At 45.3% G+C, this 18,049-nt stretch carries 14 protein-coding genes; 4 read left to right on the top strand and 10 right to left on the bottom strand.

Features of this window, described 5'->3' with window-relative positions; translation table 11 throughout:
* Positions 1 to 15: 15 nt before the first annotated feature.
* Entirely contained in the window at positions 16 to 1,002 is a 987-nt protein-coding gene (galE, locus tag NST34_RS08015; RefSeq protein ID WP_042186143.1) for a UDP-glucose 4-epimerase GalE, read from the bottom strand.
* A 4-nt stretch (positions 1,003 to 1,006) separates the two neighbouring features.
* Positions 1,007 to 2,182 (bottom strand): galactokinase, encoded by a 1,176-nt coding sequence (locus NST34_RS08010; protein ID WP_060625251.1) that lies wholly within the window; start codon positions 2,180 to 2,182, stop codon positions 1,007 to 1,009.
* Positions 2,183 to 2,400: 218 nt separating this feature from the next.
* On the opposite strand from NST34_RS08010, the gene NST34_RS08005 reads away from it, so the two are divergent.
* The gene (locus NST34_RS08005) at positions 2,401 to 3,267 is read left to right on the top strand and encodes an AraC family transcriptional regulator (RefSeq protein WP_341127527.1); all 867 of its coding nucleotides are present in this window, start codon (positions 2,401 to 2,403) and stop codon (positions 3,265 to 3,267) included.
* Between the two features lie 86 nt (positions 3,268 to 3,353).
* Here NST34_RS08005 and NST34_RS08000 read toward each other — a convergent pair whose 3' ends face one another.
* The 5 genes from NST34_RS08000 to NST34_RS07980 all read right to left on the bottom strand — a co-directional run bounded on the left by NST34_RS08000 (position 3,354) and on the right by NST34_RS07980 (position 7,810).
* Positions 3,354 to 4,352, bottom strand: coding sequence for an aminoglycoside phosphotransferase family protein (locus NST34_RS08000; RefSeq protein ID WP_042186136.1), 999 nt, complete (start codon positions 4,350 to 4,352; stop codon positions 3,354 to 3,356).
* 29 nt (positions 4,353 to 4,381) lie between these two features.
* Positions 4,382 to 5,389 carry an L-glyceraldehyde 3-phosphate reductase gene (gene mgrA, locus NST34_RS07995; protein ID WP_076284244.1) on the bottom strand — a complete coding sequence of 336 codons (1,008 nt, stop codon included), beginning with the start codon at positions 5,387 to 5,389 and terminating at the stop codon, positions 4,382 to 4,384.
* A 105-nt stretch (positions 5,390 to 5,494) separates the two neighbouring features.
* Positions 5,495 to 6,235, bottom strand: a complete 741-nt coding sequence (locus NST34_RS07990) for an NAD-dependent protein deacylase (protein WP_076284245.1) — start codon at positions 6,233 to 6,235, stop codon at positions 5,495 to 5,497.
* A gap of 34 nt (positions 6,236 to 6,269) precedes the next feature.
* Positions 6,270 to 7,034: an HAD family hydrolase gene (locus NST34_RS07985; RefSeq protein WP_341127526.1), complete on the bottom strand. Its 765-nt coding sequence runs from the start codon at positions 7,032 to 7,034 to the stop codon at positions 6,270 to 6,272.
* A gap of 32 nt (positions 7,035 to 7,066) precedes the next feature.
* Positions 7,067 to 7,810, bottom strand: a complete 744-nt coding sequence (locus tag NST34_RS07980; protein ID WP_076284247.1) for an alpha/beta hydrolase — start codon at positions 7,808 to 7,810, stop codon at positions 7,067 to 7,069.
* A gap of 186 nt (positions 7,811 to 7,996) precedes the next feature.
* On the opposite strand from NST34_RS07980, the gene NST34_RS07975 reads away from it, so the two are divergent.
* Complete coding sequence (locus tag NST34_RS07975; protein WP_341127525.1) at positions 7,997 to 9,037, top strand: acyltransferase family protein; 1,041 nt, start codon at positions 7,997 to 7,999, stop codon at positions 9,035 to 9,037.
* A 315-nt stretch (positions 9,038 to 9,352) separates the two neighbouring features.
* Entirely contained in the window at positions 9,353 to 11,038 is a 1,686-nt protein-coding gene (gene ilvD, locus NST34_RS07970) for a dihydroxy-acid dehydratase (RefSeq protein WP_076284249.1), read from the top strand.
* A gap of 174 nt (positions 11,039 to 11,212) precedes the next feature.
* On the opposite strand, the gene NST34_RS07965 is transcribed toward ilvD, so the two are convergent.
* Complete coding sequence (locus tag NST34_RS07965) at positions 11,213 to 12,613, bottom strand: polysaccharide deacetylase family protein (protein WP_076284250.1); 1,401 nt, start codon at positions 12,611 to 12,613, stop codon at positions 11,213 to 11,215.
* Positions 12,614 to 12,822: 209 nt separating this feature from the next.
* Between NST34_RS07965 and NST34_RS07960 the strand changes: the two genes are divergently transcribed.
* Positions 12,823 to 14,013 (top strand): AI-2E family transporter, encoded by a 1,191-nt coding sequence (locus tag NST34_RS07960; protein ID WP_341127524.1) that lies wholly within the window; start codon positions 12,823 to 12,825, stop codon positions 14,011 to 14,013.
* Here NST34_RS07960 and NST34_RS07955 read toward each other — a convergent pair.
* The gene (locus NST34_RS07955; RefSeq protein WP_341127523.1) at positions 13,974 to 15,782 is read right to left on the bottom strand and encodes a peptidoglycan D,D-transpeptidase FtsI family protein; all 1,809 of its coding nucleotides are present in this window, start codon (positions 15,780 to 15,782) and stop codon (positions 13,974 to 13,976) included. The two genes, NST34_RS07960 and NST34_RS07955, sit on opposite strands and share 40 nt — an antisense overlap.
* 187 nt (positions 15,783 to 15,969) lie before the next feature.
* Positions 15,970 to 18,042 carry a methyl-accepting chemotaxis protein gene (locus NST34_RS07950; protein ID WP_076300035.1) on the bottom strand — a complete coding sequence of 691 codons (2,073 nt, stop codon included), beginning with the start codon at positions 18,040 to 18,042 and terminating at the stop codon, positions 15,970 to 15,972.
* Between the last annotated feature and the right edge of the window lie 7 nt (positions 18,043 to 18,049).

Here is an 18,049-nt window from a genome sequence, read left to right as displayed (position 1 = left end):
CTATGCTAAAGCCCCTTATTCTCCGTACCCCTGCGGATTGGCAGAATGCCAGTTCCAGGCGCTTTGAATGATATTCTCTAAGTCAGCATGCTGAGGGTTCCATCCAAGGATAGAGCGCGCTTTATCGGAGGAAGCTACCAGTACTGCCGGATCTCCAGCACGGCGTTCTTGAATAACTACAGGGATTTCTAGTCCTGTAACTTTCTTCGCAGTTTCAATAACCTGTTTTACCGAGAAGCCAAGTCCATTTCCCAAGTTAAAAATATTACTGCTGCTTCCGCTACGCAGATAAGTTACTGCGCGAACATGGGCGTCAGCCAGATCGCTAACATGAATGTAGTCGCGCACACAAGTACCGTCTTCTGTAGGATAGTCGTCTCCGAATACGGCGATGCTCTCCCGTTGCTTCAAAGCGGTTTGCAATACCAGCGGAACCAAATGACTTTCCGGACGATGGTCTTCACCGATTTTGCCACTAGCATGTGCACCTGCAGCATTAAAGTAACGAAGCGCTACATATTTGATACCCAGTACTTTATCAAACCAAGCCATCATGCGTTCCATAGTCAGCTTAGTTTCGCCATATACGTTTGCTGGCTCGGTACGGTCTGTTTCTTCAATCGGCACCTTTTCCGGTTCGCCGTAGGTTGCAGCTGTAGACGAGAATACGATTTTGTTCACGCCAGCTTTTTGCATAGCTTCCAAAAGGCATTGTGTGCCATATACGTTGTTGTCATAATATTTCACTGGGTCCTTCATGCTTTCACCAACCAAAGAGCTTGCTGCAAAATGGATAACCGCATCAATCTCATTCTCGGCGAACAGCTTGCCAAGCAGCTCCTTATCACGCAGATCGCCTTCGTACAGCTTGCCACCCAGTAGCGCCTCACGATGCCCCGTTAGCAGATTGTCGATGACGACCACTTCTTCGCCGCGATCCAACAGCTCTGCTACAGTATGAGATCCAATATACCCTGCTCCGCCTGTTACTAAAATTGCCATTTGATTACACTCCCTTCAATTCTTGGACACCATTACCGATGCCGCAAACGTAGAACTCACCAACCAAACCAGATCTTGTGGTATATGCCTCGCCTACTTCACGAATGAAACGTTCTACATCATCTTCATGTACCAAGGATACAGTACAGCCACCGAAACCTGCACCAGTCATACGAGAACCCAGTGTACCGGGAATACGCTGTGCTTCTTCAACCATAATATCTAGCTCTTCACAGCTAACTTCATACAAATCACGCAAGGAAGTATGTGAGTCATTCATGAACTGTCCAAACTGCTTCAGATCATTGTTCTTTAAGACCTCAACGGATTCTAGTACACGTTGATTCTCTTCCACAACATGGCGAGCGCGGCGTCTAACAATTTCATCTGTGATTTTATCTTGATGTGCTTCGAATTGTTCACGATTGAGCTGTGCCAGATAAGCTAGTGAAGGAACTTCTTTTTGCAAAATAGACAAGGCCTCATCACACTGCTGACGACGCTCATTGTACTTGGAATCTACAAGTCCTCTGCGTTTGTTCGTGTTGCCGATAACCAGTTTGTAAGCACCTGTGATGAAAGGTACCAGATTATATTCAAGCGTATCACACATTAACAGGATTGCATGATCTCGTTTGCCATTAGCAACTGCGAACTGATCCATAATTCCGGAGTTTACACCTACGTACTGGTTCTCAGCACGCTGAGACAAGAGTGCAATCTCAACGGTATCCGTGTCGCCGCCTTCGAGAGTTAGGAAAGCATAAGCAGTCACGACTTCAAGAGAAGCCGATGAGGACAAGCCTGCGCCATTCGGAATATCACCATGGAACAGCAGATCGTAACCTTTAGATACTGGAGTGTTTTTCTTCTCCAATTCAACCATTACTCCAACCGGATAGTCGATCCATTCTCCAGTTTTGGCCTTGCCAATTTCACTATAATCAATAGATGCTTCATAAGGAAAATTAGTAGATGCAAAATTCACTTTGCTGTCACTGCGTGGACGGACAATCAATGTTGTTCCGAATTCCAAAGCTGCCGGCAGCACGTATCCACCGTTATAATCCAAGTGCTCTCCAATGAGATTAACACGGCCTGGTGCATAAAATACTTGAGCTTCTTGCTCGCTTACCCCGTACTTTTCGATGAATTTCTTTTTAAGTTCCTGTGTGCTCATTAATGCCACTCCATCCTTTCGCTGCTTCAGCCAGTGGGAATAAGTAAAGCGTTCTTTATGTATTCATTATAATAGAATCAGTCATCCTCTGATAATGCAATCATGTGTGTAATGTATGGATAAATGTGACTTCCCATAATATAATAATTACACAAATAATTGATACACCCTAAACTATAAGCCATAAAATGACAATAACACAAGAAAGGCTGTCTCAAATGGAGCATACTTATTCCGTAGAATCTAATCCCGTATATTACGATAAACAAAATCTCCATGTACTGTTTGCTGGTCAAAGTCAGACGATTCCTATGCATCAAGCTGGCCCTAAGATTTACGATTATTATTTACTTCACTTTATAGAGTCTGGCTCAGGTGTTTTCCGTACTGAACATCATCAATATGCACTGGGAAAAGGTGATTGCTTCCTTATTCATCCAGGACAGCTGGTCAGTTATGTTTCGGATAAAAATCAGCCCTGGTGCTATCGCTGGGCAGCTTTTACTGGGAGTGAGGCTGATAGCCTCGTGCTGCAGACAGGCTTTACACCTCAAAAACCTGTGGTGACTACAACGGGTGATAGCGTCATCCCAGGTGCCCTTTCCAGTATCATGCAAGCCTTCAAAGCAAACAAAGAAAGTGCACACCTAACTTCTCTAGGGTATCTTTATCTCATTGTAGGTGAAGCCGCAGATTTACTCTCTTCCTTCTCCCGTCTTCCTGGAGCTGAATCGCAGGTTAAGCGTACTGTGAAGCAAATGATCCACTACATGGCCTCCCAATATGCTCATCCAGTATCCATTGAACAAATGTGTGATACTCTTGGCTATAACCGGGCCTATCTATCCCGTGTATTTAAGCAAGAGACCGGATTATCTCCGGTGACCTACTTGCTGAAGCTGCGCATTGAAAAGTCCAGACAGCTGCTGCGTGAACGGCCCGAGCTGTCCGTGGAACAGGTAGCAGCATCCGTGGGGCTCACCGATGCTTTATACTTCTCACGCCAATTCAAACGGTTTTGTGCTCAGTCACCCACCGCTTACCGTCTCACAACGACTAGACATGAAAAAAAGACAAATCAGTAAGGGAAGCCTTTGAAAAAGGGATTCACATATTAGGCAAGTCCAATATGTGAATCCCTTTATTAAGCTGATCTTTCAGTTAGCTTCGGTTATGTTGCATATAGACTCAGATATTCAGGGTAAGCACGAAGATGTATCTCTTTTGCCCTTTTCTGAGCCATTTCCTTCAGTTCTGGCACTTGCTCCGCTTCAACATAGTCAGCGAGAACATCAATCACATCATCAAGGAGCTTCGCTCTAAAATAAAACTCAATCCGTTCCAATATTGCAAGGCCTGCTAAATCAATAACTAGATCCCTACAGTAAGTCCAATCTTTTGATTTATAGAGCGGCCAAAGTAGTACGGAATAATCCATTGCAGCGTCTCCAAAAACCGTAAGGTCATCCCAATCAATAATCCAAAATTCATTATTATCATTGACTAAGATATTCTGCCAATTCACATCATTGTGTACGATGTCCGACGCCTTTCTCTGAAAAGAAGGGTGCTGACTAACCATAATTCTCAAAGCTTCCACTTCTGTATCGAACCAATCTAAAGTGTCCGCCGTTACGAAGTCCAGCAAATGCTTTTCCGCTCTAATAATTTGCAGATCTTCTTCAAATCGATTGATGTATTCGTCAGTAAATGCGGCGGCATAATTGTAGTCCTCATCCTCACTTACAACTGCCATCCTAATTCCTTTATCCGCATGTAATTGATGAAGGGACCTCAGAACCTTTTCAACCACTGGCAGTGGATCGGAAATGGAGCTTAATGGTTTACCTTCGATAAAATCAAACACTAAACCATAAGAATAACCAGATGTTATTTCTTGTGTAATCTCCCTAATCAACCGTGGTGCCTTGTAATTATAAGTCAAATGTTCACTGATCTTAACCCATTGTTTAAGTCCCACTGCTTTTTGTTCTTGCGAGAGTTTTAAATGACGAAAGGTTTGACCATCCGTTATGCGATAAGATTGGTTTACAAACCCTCCAGGATTCCAAATATACTTAGCCTCAATCTTCGACCTATTTAAGCCTATAGATTCCGAGTTGGCTTCGGCCCACTCTTTCACCTTGTTCTCATCTTGAAGCAACTCCATCGATGCAGCTCATCCCTTCACCTACGTCTTCATCCAGTTCCATTCTCCGTTTGAAGAATAGTCTCAATGCGATCCAATTCTGCCTGCGAGAACTCCAAATGCTGAAGTGCAGCTATATTCTCTTCAATCTGACTAACTCTGCTAGCCCCTATCAATGCAGAAGTAACCTTCCCATCACGTAGTGTCCAAGCTAGTGCAAGCTGCGCCAAACTCTGGCCTCTTGAAACAGCAAGCTGATTTAACGCGTGGATCTTGCGCTTCACATCCGGTGTAATTCGGCTTTCATTTAACGCAGCAGAGGGTTTGGCCGCTCTTGATCCTTCTGGGATTCCATTTAAATACTTATTGGTTAACAATCCTTGAGCAAGAGGTGTAAAAGCGATACTGCCAACTCCGCTCTGTTCCAGCACACCCTGTAAACTCCCCTCAATCCAGCGATCGAGCATAGAATAACTCGGCTGATGAATTAAGAGCGGCGTTCCTAAGCTGTTTAAGATTCTAACCGCTTCGAGCGTCTGCTCCGCGGTATAGTTAGATAATCCTACATACAGAGCTTTGCCGGAACGCACAGCATGGTCTAATGCCTGCATGGTTTCTTCAAGAGGTGTTTCCGGGTCCGGCCGATGCGAATAATAGATATCAACATAATCTATGCCCAGCCGCTTCAGACTCTGATCCAGACTAGCCAGCATATATTTACGCGAACCCCATTCGCCATAAGGACCGGGCCACATGTTGTACCCTGCTTTTGTAGAAATCACCACTTCATCTCGATATGGAGCCATATCACTTGCAAGCACTTTCCCAAAGAGCTCTTCTGCTGAACCCGCTGGTGGTCCATAGTTGTTGGCTAGATCAAAATGAGTAATTCCAAGATCAAAAGCACGAGTGATCATTTCTCTGCCATTCTCGTAAGTATCAATTCCACCAAAATTCTGCCATAGTCCTAATGAGATTGCCGGAAGCTTAAGACCTGAGTTCCCGCAACGGTTATAACGCATGTCTTCATATCGTGCTTCATTTGCTACATATACCATTGCTTATCCCTGCCTCTCATTACGCGCTGTTTCTGTACTACCTTATCTTTAAACTACTAAGCGCAATAATAATCTGGCAACCGACAAGCCATGAGATTATCCCTTCTAACCAAGCAGATCCTTTACACTGCCGAGTACTTTCCCAATCCGATCTGTAATCAGAAGATCAGCTTGATCATCAAAAGGTGTCGGGTCGCCATTCAGCAGCACCGTACGTTTGCCCCGGAAATAAGTGACTAGACTAGCCGCAGGCTGGACAGTAAGAGAGGTTCCACCAATCATAAGCATATCTGCAGCTGCTATCGCTTCGACAGAACTCACCAGCACCGAGTGGTCCAATTCTTCTTCATATAGCACAACATCCGGCTTAATAATACCACCACATTCGGGGCAGCGAGGGACGATCTCAGTGGTACTTAGGAGCTGCTCCAGCCCGTAATAACGTGAGCAGTCCATGCAATAGTTACGATGAATGGAACCATGCAGCTCAAGTACCTTTTGGCTACCCGCCAGCTGATGTAGGCCATCAATATTTTGCGTAATAACTGCCTTAAGCTTGCCCTGTCGTTCCAACTCTGCAAGCAGCAGATGTGCGCCATTCGGACGAGCATCGGGATGAATCATTTTACTGCGGTAAAAATCAAAAAAAATGTCCGGTGAGGACATAAAAAAAGTTCGGCTCAGCATCACTTCAGGCGGATAAGGTGAATTGTGCTGAGTCTGGTATAATCCTGCTGCCGAGCGGAAATCCGGGATCCCACTCTCTGTTGATGTACCTGCCCCTCCGAAAAAAACGATGTTGTCACAGTCTTTAATCCAAGAAGCAAGTGTCTGCAATTGATCCATATGTTGTAGCACATCCTTTCCATTAGTATGCTGATCAGTAGGTAATCCTTAGCTCATTATAGCTAGAAATAATCACATCTGCGTCAATCAAGTGATTTCCATCACCCATGTTGGAGATTCCAACGGCGAGGCGTAAGCCTGCACCTTTACCCAATTGCATATCTGCATTACTGTCACCAATAATAATCGTCACTTCAGGAGACAGCCCCAGCTCCCGGCAGGCTAATTCAGCCATTTCAGGTGCGGGTTTTCCGTTTAATACTCTGTCTCTTGTAACTACCGAATGAAAATAATGAGCAATACCAAGCCAATCCAGATGCTCCTGAGTGGTCTTTGCGCCATCTGAGGTAACCACCCCTAGCTTGAGTGACGCAGCCGCGCACTGTTCCAGAAAAGGAAGAAGCCCTTCTAGAGGTTGTGCCGTGCGGCGTTTGCGTAATTCATACATAGCGTCCTTAGCTATACTCTTTACACGGGTCAACGCTTCATTCCAAGGAACACCCGCAGCATACAGCTGCCATGCAAGCACACCATAACTTTCTTCTTCTGTAGCCATGGTGAGCGGCCCTGCTGGATCATAACCAATCAATTTTCCTGCAGCATCATACTGGGTACCTAGCACTTTACTCCGATCCACGATAAAATCAGTTCCCATAATCGCAAGCTGATTTTCCATTCCACATAGTACAAGCTCGGCCCAATTCCCCCAAGTGGCTAATAGATCCAATAACGTGCCATCTTTGTCGAACAATATTCCTGAACAGGGTATGCATTCATCGTTAATCTGTAATTCTGGCATAAGTATCCTCCCTTTGTTGGAAAGACCGAAGACTACCTGATATTCCCAAGCCAATCCAGCATGGCTCGCACAGTGTCATTTTGCTGTTCTTCTTCGGAAATGGTTGCTTTCCCGTCTCCTTTTTGTGGTCCATAGCTTCCAAACTGAGCGTGATTTCCACCGACGATTGAACTATAAACCGTATTATCCGGCAAATAGGAACGTCCTTTGTTGTAGCTGTCTCTGTCAATAACCTGATCCTCTGTACCCACTACCGACAATACTGACAAAGTAGTCTCACGCAGACTACCTTTTTCATCTGGATAAGAAGCCAGGAAAAACACACCTTCCAGCTGGTCCGCATGCTCAATCGCATAACGTGACGCCATGACACCCCCAAGCGAATGCCCACCTAGAACAAAAGATTGCTTGGGATGCACACGAATAATCTCTTCTGCAGCATCGCCCTTTGTTACTGCTAAATTAAGCGGCATTTTAGCGATGTAGAACGGATGCCCCGCAGCAGCAATGCCCTTCGCCAGTGGGGAGTAAGCTTCTGGTTTCACCAGAGCTCCAGGGTAAAATATGATCGAGGCCCCCTTAGTAATGGAGGGTTCGAACGAAATCCAGTTTTCATTCTGTTCAACTGTAACTCCACCGCTTGAAATCAGTGCAGTTTCGGCTTCTTCAGCCGGTGCATACGGAGTTAAATATTTCCACAACAGCAATCCGGCTACAACAAGAATGATTAGTACAATTAAACCAATACGACGCTTAGTTATTCTTTTCTTCAACATGCTCCACTCCCGGATGTTACTGCATATAAGAAAATTATAGTAGAAACCCACTGTTCTAACAACCTTCAACACATCGCCACATTTGGCACTCATGATAACGCTTTCAATAGTGAGTTAATTCACAATTCAATTGAATAAAATCTTGTATTTTAAAATTAAAGCATCAAGCATCTTTGGGGGGAAGTCATGGTAGGGGAAAACTCGCTAGACACGCCTGGAAAGACCTTTTTTCTAAATTCACGTTTTGTTCTCATTGTTACTGTAATCGTTGGAAACGCCATAGAACCATTGATAGGCTCAATGAGCAGCTTGCATAGCTTATATATGTGGATCTTCAGCTTTCATATGCCGCTCTTCGTGCTCGTTACAGGTTTTTTTGCCAATAAACACCTTACGGGTACACAAGGCCGTCGCATTATCATGCAAATCGGATTGCAGTACATTATTTTTCAAAGCCTCTACTCTGTGCTGGACGCCACCATATATCAGGTGCAGGGTATCCATCATTCCTTTTTCGCCCCCTATTTGCTCTTATGGTTCCTGGCAAGTCATGCCTTCTGGCGTATACTGATGATCGGGATGCGTAAATGGGCGCCTTCCACTCAATTCATTTTTGCTGTCGCCGCTGGAATTGCCGTTGGATACCTACAGCTTGATGGCGTATGGTTAAGCATTAGCCGCACTTTTGTATACCTGCCATTCTTCGTATTAGGTTATCATTTTTCATTCCAGTTCTTTTCTCGCTTTTTTCAAAAATGGATTAAAATTACCGCTGCCGCAGTCTCCATCCTTCTATTCCTTCTGTTTGCATCTTGGGGATCAGAGTTGCCGATAGGCTGGCTTTACGGAAGTATGACCTACATGCAGCTTGGGCTTCAAGAATGGTACGCTGGAATTTATCGTCTGGGCGTTTACGGGCTACAAATCACTGCTGCACTAGCGTTTATGGGATGGATTCCTTACTCGCTTAGCCGGCTGACTGACTGGGGCTCCCGTACGTTATATGTTTTTCTACTTCACGGATTTATCGTTCGTTTTGCCGCTGTTTCTGGCCTGTACTCTTATATCAATCATTCTTTAGGTGCCATGTTATTGGTGCTTTCTGCAATCTTACTGACCATTCTCTTAGCCCAACCAAGTGTAAAAAGGCTGATGCATCCTATTGTTGAGCCCCCCGTTGGCTGGATGATCACCCTGCAGCGTGTTGCCTTAAGGCGCTCATTATAAGTGGCCTATCCCCTTGCGGATAGGTTTTTTTATACTATTTAAGGCCGGTCTCCTCATGAGAAACTTCACATTGTCCGGTAGAAAAAACGTGCTCTTTGTGATAGACTCACTAATAACAATGACTTCTCCGTTCATTAAAGCGGGAACCGTTTATACCAAAACAGCGGCATTTTTTATAGAATCGGCTTCGCCCTTCTTCTCTAGGAAGCTCGTCCCCGTTCATTCTATAAACCGTATATACGCAGGTCTTTGGAGTTCATTGCGTTAATGCGACACTATATTTCATTGCAATTTATTTAGGGGGGAAATGTCAATATGGCAGCTAAGAAAATGCGTTCAGACATGATTAAAAAAGGCTTTGACCGTGCTCCACACCGTAGTCTCCTGCGTGCAGCCGGAGTAAAAGAAGAAGATTTCGGAAAGCCGTTTATTGCGGTCTGCAATTCCTATATTGATATTGTTCCAGGTCATGTGCATCTTCAAGAGTTCGGTAAGATCGTTAAGGAAGCGATTCGTGAAGCTGGCGGCGTTCCTTTTGAATTTAATACGATCGGCGTTGATGACGGTATCGCAATGGGACATATCGGTATGCGTTATTCACTGCCAAGCCGTGAGATCATCGCTGACTCCTTGGAAACTGTAGTTTCGGCGCATTGGTTCGATGGCATGGTCTGCATCCCTAACTGCGATAAAATCACACCGGGTATGATGATGGGCGCACTGCGTGTTAATATCCCAACCATGTTCGTAAGCGGCGGTCCAATGAAAGCCGGCGTAGATAGTAAAGGTAAAAAGCTCTCCCTTACCTCGGTATTTGAGGGCGTAGGTGCTCACCAAGTAGGCAAAATCAACGATGCTGAATTGCTTGAATTAGAACAATTCGGTTGTCCTACCTGCGGATCTTGTTCGGGAATGTTCACGGCCAACTCCATGAACTGCCTGGCAGAGGCACTTGGACTGGCATTGCCAGGTAATGGTACCATCCTAGCTGTAGCTGATGAGCGCAGAGAATTTGTACGCAGATCTGCTACTCAACTGATGGAATTGATTAAGTTAGACCTTAAACCAAGAGATATCGTAACTAAAGAATCCCTCGATAACGCTTTTGCGCTGGATATGGCAATGGGCGGCTCCACTAACACGGTGCTGCACACCCTTGCACTTGCTCAAGAAGCTGGTATCGATTATCCGCTTGAACGCATTAACGAAGTGGCTAACCGTGTTCCTTATCTGGCTAAGCTGGCTCCGGCTTCCGATATTTTCATTGAAGATGTAGACCGCGCGGGCGGCGTTAGTGCCGTATTAAATGAACTACTTAAGAAACCGGGTGCTCTGTTCGGAGACTGCATGACGGTTACCGGCAAAACATTAGCCGAGAACGTAACCGGACATGAAATCCAAGATACTTCCGTAATTCATAAAATCGATAACCCTTACTCCGAAAGAGGCGGTCTCGCCGTACTTTACGGCAACCTGGCTCCTGAAGGTTCCATCATTAAAGTAGGTGCAGTAGATGCTTCTGTTGGTGGATATCACAAAGGTCCTGCGATCTGCTTTGATTCCCAAGAATCCGCACTCGAAGGTATCGCTAACGGTAAGGTTAAAGAAGGCCATGTAGTCGTTATCCGTTATGAGGGTCCAAAGGGTGGACCGGGAATGCCGGAAATGCTAGCTCCTACATCGCAAATCGTGGGGATGGGTCTTGGTGCTAAGGTTGGTCTGATTACAGACGGACGTTTCTCGGGGGCTTCCCGCGGAATTAGCATCGGGCACATTTCTCCGGAGGCTGCTGAAGGCGGCCCGATCGCTTTTGTTGAAGATGGCGACATCATTGAACTCGACCTCAACAATCGCAAGATTGAACTCCTGGTTGACGAAGAAGTATTGGCGGTTCGCCGTACGGGCTGGAAAGAGTTTGAGCCTAAAGTTAAGACTGGTTACCTGGCTCGCTATTCCAAAATGGTTACCAACGCAAGTAACGGTGCAGTACTGAAGATTTAATTAGCAAATCCGAGTTCTAGTTGTTCCTAGCATACAAGAGCAGTCTACCTTAGATAATCTATGGTCGGACTGCTCTTTTTTATTGGGCACAAGAAAAAACGCCCCACAATCCATTTCTGGTTTGTGAGGCATCTATATTACGTTTCATTATATAAGACTAAATAATATCATGAATCAATTCGTTACTGTTGCTCCTGGCAATTCCACTTCTGTGAGTGAATCATTAAGTGACAACGCTTCTTCTTGCTGCGGTTTACGTTTTCTTACTGACCTTTCATCATGAGGCAGTTGCTTATTCATCTTCTTGAGTAATTCTGAGACAGGCATCAGGATTAGCTTCGGTACAAGGACCTCACTACGCTCCTTGAGCCTAGCACCACCATCTGGATGAATCACACTTAACAGGATCTTTAAGTAAAACTTGGTGGAGCGTGCGAATATGCCATCGGGCAAATCATGTACACTAAAGCCGAATTTCTCTGGCCCACGGTTAATCATACTAACCCCATAAAGTGCTTTGGCTTGCGCGAGGTTTACATCTTCGGCAATAACTTCTGCCAGCATTGGCAACCCTTTCTCCATTCTCCGGATCATTCGAATCGCAAGTTGAGCAGAAGAACGAGAATGAATACCTAACTCGAATAATTGCCTGTTATCAATATGCAGCTCAATGACTTTATCACCTTTACTCAGCAAGGTTCCATCACCAAGTTCAACAGGCTCTCCCTGATATTTACGCATTCGATAATGCATGAATGGATCGGCCGGGTTAATCGTCTTGATCTGGAACATTACTTGGAATACCTGCTCCCAAGCCAACCAGAGTCCGACCAGTACTCGTTTACCAAAGGATAAACGCCGAATCGGTGATTTCTCCGCCATCTTGATCATGTCATCCACTCGAATACTGCGCAGTCCTCTTCTTTGGGCCTCCTGCAGCGTCAGTTCAAGGGCTACAAGCATATTCTCAGGTGCGTCCGGATCGGCACCTAACGTTGTGCCACTATCATGCAGCAGCATCACTTCACCGGGATTCAATCGCGCCAGCATCTTCTCAGTGAGACGCTGCGCACCAAGCTTCTCACGCCAATCTCCAAACATTACCGACCATAGAACAATTTCAACTTGGCGACGCTTGGAAATATCGAACAAATTGACAATCCCCCAAGGTGGACGGTAATAAGTACTACGCTCGCCTATTATGTTGTAGATAATATCATTCGTGCGCTGAATCTGCCGACGAACGGTTGCGGGCCGCATGAGCCAGTTCGTCTTGTGAACATAATTATGAATTCCAATAAGATGTCCCTCTTCATGTATCCGCCTAATAAGATCCGGATAACGTTCAGCGTTAGATCCTACTACAAAAAAGGTTGCTTTTGCATCATACTTCTTCAATAAATCCAGAAGTAACGGTGTAAATCGAGGGTCAGGTCCATCATCAAAGGTCAACGCGAACTCATTTCGCCCAGTTCCTTTACGAAAGACACGGTAACCAAAAATGCGGCTAATCATACCCGGGATAAAAGCATAAAAAGATGAGATATAAAATAACCAGAGCAGCAAAGTCTGCATATGAATTCCTCGCTTTTCCAGAGTTGACTTTGGCTCGCCTTACGTCTGCAAGCAGAACCTGTGATACGGCCAAGTGAAGTTAGATAAAAAATACGTTACCCCCTATTTTAACACATGTATCAAAGAAATAGACGGTTTTCAGGTAAAATCATGTACAATGTATTCAAGCTGACCTATCAACTTATTAAAAAAGGGAGTTGTTTATATCTATGCTGCCGTTATACAAAAAATATTGGCGCACGTTCTTCGACATTGGATTAATTGTCCTCACGGTCTATCTGGTTATGTTCGCCTTCAGTAAATTGTATCAGTTAGCTGCACCTGTATTCCTATCTTTTTTTGTATTTTTGCTTATTGAACCGCTTGCCCGTTTCTTGAACCGACGGGGGCTTGCTAAACCATTCGCTTCAGCGATCTCAGTGCTTCTGTTCTTAATCGTTCTTCTGGGTACGTTATTTGGCGCTGGGCTATTGGTCACCATCCAAGCGCTTCACTTTCAAAATAATCTTCCTAAGTATACATATGTGGTGCAACAACATTTCGTGGAATCCACAACCTACCTTCAGCAAAAAATCGAAAGCTTGCCGCCGGATATTACCGATAAAGTGAATGGCTACTTTAAAGATGCCACGAATGTTCTTACTGGATGGCTTGTTACTTTTCTAAAATATATGGTCGGTGTGCTCGGATCCTTTTCCTCCTTCATGGCCAATTTTGGGATCGCCATTATTTTAGCATTTTTCCTTAGTATGGAGATTAAAGATTGGCGCAAGATTGCCCATGACAAAATGCCAAAAACATTTAAAACTGCTTACGCTTTTTTGCAGGGCAACGTCTTTAAAGCCATCGGCTCTTATTTAAAAGCCCAGCTTATTCTGATCAGCATTACCTTTGTTATCGTATTGGTTGGCTTATTCATACTAAGGACCGGTAACGAAATCACTATGGCGCTTATCTGTGCTGTATTTGATGTCTTGCCACTCCTTGGTGTAACGACGATTTTAGTCCCTTGGATCATCTATCTGTTCATTGTTGGCAATACCTCATTAGCAATCGGTTTAATCGTACTCCTGGTGATTGTATTGATTGTAAGACAACTGCTTGAACCGAAGATTACCGGGAATTCGATTGGCGTATCGTCTGCTTTTCTGATGCTGTCCTTCGTCATTCTGTCCACATCCGCTTTCGGTATGGCCGGTCTGATCCTGTCGCCGATTCTGCTTATTCTGATCAAAGAACTAATTCAACAAGGATATCTTCAGAGCTGGATCTATTTGCCTCAAGAAGAGTTTATCATTTCGCCCTTTGCTGCAAATGGGCCTTCATCTAAGGGCAAGGCCACTGCTACTCCTCCGGAGCCTCAAGCTTCTGTAGAAGACGATAATAAATCAAATATCTGACCGAACAGCTTAATAGCAAGATGCGGACTATCCGGAGCGACATTTTCTACAGCAACTGATACAGCATATTTTGGGTGATCCACCGGACCGTAGCCGATAAACCATTGATTGTTGCGTGCTACGCCCTTAACCAGCGTCTGTGCCGTCCCAGATTTACCTGCAACAGGCCAGTGTGTGCTTTGTAGACGGGTTCCCGTTCCTTCCGTCACAACTTTGCGCATCATGGACAGTAACTGGCGGGCTGTAGACTCAGAAATCCTTCCTGCTGAGGAAGGGGACAGATGTCCCGGTAGCTCCTCCAGCTTCTGCCCGTTCGCAAATGTGATTCGCTGCAGAATCCTCGGCGCCCTTACTTCACCTCCATGCAGTAGCGTTACAATAAGATTAGCTGCTTGTAAGGGTGTGACTTGTACATCCCGCTGTCCAATTGCAGTCTGTACCCTGGCTCCCTTGTCATCCGGCAGTAAGGTAGTAAAGATGGTTCCCTTTTGCTCTCCGGATAGTGGTTTTAGAAGTGGAAACCCAAGCGTTTTCTCGGCTTGCCAGCTGATATCTCTACCGAGTCCTAGCGCCAGTGCAGTTGATTGAAGCTGGATACCGCTTAAGCGCTCTGCCAGAGCAGCAAATACAGTATTACAGGACACGGCGAATCCTTGCGCCAGCGTAAGGGGTCCGTGTCCTTTTCCTGTCAGACAAGACAATCCATATTTCTCAAATTGCCCTGAACAATAAAAAAGCTCGTCAGCGGAGGTTACACCCGCTTCTAACGCCGCGGCGGCTGTAACGATTTTGAAGATCGATCCAGGAACGGCAGCCTGGAGTGCCCGATTGTTCCACTCCCCGCCTTGCGGAGATATCTTCTCTGGATTATAGAAGGGTAAAGATACCATGGCTTCAATATCTCCCGTCCCGGTATCTAACACCACTATGGCTCCTTCCTTCATTCCGGATTTGAGCGCAATCTCCTCAATTCCCTCCTGAAGCTTCTTATCAATCGTTGTATATAACGACAGAGGGAAATAAGGATTGCCCGGAGCTTTAACTTGAATGGGACTGCCTGGAAGGCGATTCCCACGCGCATCCACTTGAACATATGCTTCCGTGTGTCCTACCCCTTGAAGCAAAGGCTCTAATGTCTTCTCTAAACCGTCCGTTCCCGTCATAGGAACTCTAAGACCCGTAGGAGAAGCCTTAGCTCCAGCATGCATAGTGGCTTCCGATAAATAGCCTAGCCATTGCCGACCTGAAGAAATCCCATCATATCTGCGTGCGAAAGGAAGCACGCCTACTCCGTCGATCCCCAGTGCACTCACTTCTTCTGCCTGTGCCTGAGACAACGCGAGTGGTCCTTTTCCCACTGAAGATGGCCATAGCAAAGGTTCTTTAAGTGACGACCGCTTATTCAACAGTTGTTCATAGCTGACACCCAGAATCTCCGCCAGTCGGTGCATGGGTTTAGCTTCTTCGTAAACAACCTTCGTCACAGATTTCTTAGCCATCTCCTCTTGTGGAAAAAAAACCGCCGTCCAAATGGTTTCCCCCGCAAGAGGCTCATTCTTGCGGTCATACAGACGTCCCCGACCGCTGTCCAGTACAGTCTCCCGTTCACTTTGAATTTCCGCCATCTTCGCAAGTGTATATTTTGTTCCAGGAACCGTCTGTTCCTTCATAATTAGCTGAACCCATGCCAGCCTAAGAATCAACACGGCTACAGCCGCAGATAAAATAAGAAGACCGCTGAATACACGCCGATGTTTGTTATTACGCAATGTCTTCCCTCCTGAGCAGACTCCACACCTATTATGTCCTACCTACATCCATTAGAATCGCCATAAAATGTTCATTGCAACATCAGAAGCTAAAATTTATATTCTGGCTTGTCACCGCTCAAAACAAAGAACCGCTTCTCCAAAAGGAATAAGCGGTTCTTTAATTTAGTATTCTGTTACGGCTACCCTACACGCTGAACTTCGATAATTTCTCCTTTAACTGCAAGGATGCATCCTCCAGCTTCAAAGAAAGCTCTACCAAATGATCACTTACACTTTGTTGCTCTCCACTAAGTGAGGCAACTTCTTGAGATGCAGCTGATGATTCCTCAGCTATTGAGCTTACGTTGCTCATCGAATCGGATAGAACCTTTTGCGATTGACTCAGGCTGTCCATCGACACAGTTACAGCATTCAGACGAGCGATAAAATGCTGCATCTGATCCTGCACAGATACGAAGATATCGCTAGTGCTCTGCACGGAAGTCATTTGCTGATTAAAGAGCGGTGCAACTTCTGAAAGGACCACAACCGTCTCGTTCATATCTCTCATAACGGTATCTGTTATTTCTGCCACAACAGCAATAGACTCTTTCGATTGATCTGCAAGCTGACGTATTTCATCGGCTACCACCATGAATCCTCGCCCGGCCTCACCTGCTCTTGCTGCTTCAATGGTGGCATTCAGAGACAAGATATTTGTCTGCTGAGTAATATTTTGCATCACATTAAGAACCTTCATAACGGAAGATGCCGTTTCTGTCAGCTCGTTAACCTTCATCACAAGCTGATTCGTCTTCAGGCCCGTCCTATTCGTCTCATTAAGTAATTCTTTCAACCTGTTGAAGCCTTCCTCACTGAGTTCACCGATGCTATGTGCGGTGTGATCCATCTCGTGAGTAGCTGAATTAACTAAATCCATCTGTACCGAAATTTGCCCCGTCAACTCATTGCCACGATCAGCTTCCAAGGCTAGACTGCCAGCACCACCCGCAATTTCTTCCGTGGCCGCGGCAATATCCATAGCTGCATCAGCTGTCTTGCGCGAAACACCGCTAAGCTCATCGGCGGTTTCCAGTACCTTCCGAGCAGTTTCATTCGTATGGATAACCAGCTCTGTTATTCGTTCCATCATCATGTTAAAAGAACTGGATAACTGACCGATCTCATCACGTGAGGTGATATTCGTACGCACCCCTAGATTCCCTTCGGCTCCCTCTGACATCAAATTCTTAAGTCTGGTCAGCGGTCGAGATACCATTCTGAACATCCAATACCCTATTAAAATGGCGATAACAGCAGCTACAGCAACAATAATATAAGTAGTCTTGAGAATACGCAGCGCGTCTTTCGTCAAGTTCTCAGCCGGTACAACACCAAGTAACCTCCATCCCGAGGTTTCTAGTGTTCCGTATACAGCTAATATAGATTTCCCCTTCTCATCCTTTGTTGGCAATGAGCCTGCTGTATTCTGCAGACCACCCAGAAGCGTCCCTCCCAGATTCAAATATGTATCCGTCCCCACTTGCTGGGAGGAGGCAATCAATTCATCCTTATTCGTTAGCAATTGCATGTAGGAGCTTGTTCCAAGATCCACTTTACGAAGCTGATTTTCTAATTCGCTAATTCTAATATCGTTAATGACTATGTATCCTGAGCTTTTAGAATCACCGGCAATCGATTTGGCCAAATGGAAAACACCTGACGTATTTCCTTCCTGGCCCTGTAATTCACGTGGAATCCATACACTCTGTGGCTTCTCCTCTAGCTGCTTAAACCATGAGGATTCTCTGAAACTCTCAATAAAAGCGCTATCTTTTGTACCCGCCGAAGAAATTGGAAAACCTTCATTCATCGGAATAAGGTATACGGCCTCCACACCGTTTGATGCCGTGAGCCAATCATTTAGCTGCGCACTAATCTGGTTAGATAGTACCTTACGTTCCTCATTACTTGTAGTGGGATTATTCCCTTGTTTGAGTGCATTTTGAATTTCATTGTCGTACAAGATTCTTCCTAGACCATCCTCATAACGTAACAATTCCACATCAAACTTCTCAGCAGTTTGAACGACTGTCTGTTGATTGGCTGACAGCGCATTCGTCTCGATCGTATGCTCAGCTACGGAATAGGAAGTGTAGCCGAGAGAGAGCACGAGCACCATCGTCGAAACAAAGAAGATGAGAAAAAGCCGCACCCCAATGGATTTGGATGGATGCAGCTGGAATCGTCTTTTTTCTTTTTTCACTTGTACTTTCATCTAATCA

Source organism: Paenibacillus sp. FSL H7-0714 (genome assembly GCF_038003765.1).
Lineage (GTDB): Bacteria > Bacillota > Bacilli > Paenibacillales > Paenibacillaceae > Paenibacillus_AQ.
The sequence above is the reverse complement of the archived record's forward strand: the minus strand, read 5'-3'. Positions and strand labels throughout refer to the sequence as shown.

What these genes read in the sequence shown, in the direction of transcription:
- galE (WP_042186143.1), bottom strand. Translation starts at nt 1,002, where the DNA reads ATGGCAATTTTAGTAACAGGCGGAGCAGGGTATATTGGATCTCATACT.
- NST34_RS08010 (WP_060625251.1), bottom strand. Translation starts at nt 2,182, where the DNA reads ATGAGCACACAGGAACTTAAAAAGAAATTCATCGAAAAGTACGGGGTA.
- NST34_RS08005 (WP_341127527.1), top strand. Translation starts at nt 2,401, where the DNA reads ATGGAGCATACTTATTCCGTAGAATCTAATCCCGTATATTACGATAAA.
- NST34_RS08000 (WP_042186136.1), bottom strand. Translation starts at nt 4,352, where the DNA reads ATGGAGTTGCTTCAAGATGAGAACAAGGTGAAAGAGTGGGCCGAAGCC.
- mgrA (WP_076284244.1), bottom strand. Translation starts at nt 5,389, where the DNA reads ATGGTATATGTAGCAAATGAAGCACGATATGAAGACATGCGTTATAAC.
- NST34_RS07990 (WP_076284245.1), bottom strand. Translation starts at nt 6,235, where the DNA reads ATGGATCAATTGCAGACACTTGCTTCTTGGATTAAAGACTGTGACAAC.
- NST34_RS07985 (WP_341127526.1), bottom strand. Translation starts at nt 7,034, where the DNA reads ATGCCAGAATTACAGATTAACGATGAATGCATACCCTGTTCAGGAATA.
- NST34_RS07980 (WP_076284247.1), bottom strand. Translation starts at nt 7,810, where the DNA reads ATGTTGAAGAAAAGAATAACTAAGCGTCGTATTGGTTTAATTGTACTA.
- NST34_RS07975 (WP_341127525.1), top strand. Translation starts at nt 7,997, where the DNA reads ATGGTAGGGGAAAACTCGCTAGACACGCCTGGAAAGACCTTTTTTCTA.
- ilvD (WP_076284249.1), top strand. Translation starts at nt 9,353, where the DNA reads ATGGCAGCTAAGAAAATGCGTTCAGACATGATTAAAAAAGGCTTTGAC.
- NST34_RS07965 (WP_076284250.1), bottom strand. Translation starts at nt 12,613, where the DNA reads ATGCAGACTTTGCTGCTCTGGTTATTTTATATCTCATCTTTTTATGCT.
- NST34_RS07960 (WP_341127524.1), top strand. Translation starts at nt 12,823, where the DNA reads ATGCTGCCGTTATACAAAAAATATTGGCGCACGTTCTTCGACATTGGA.
- NST34_RS07950 (WP_076300035.1), bottom strand. Translation starts at nt 18,042, where the DNA reads ATGAAAGTACAAGTGAAAAAAGAAAAAAGACGATTCCAGCTGCATCCA.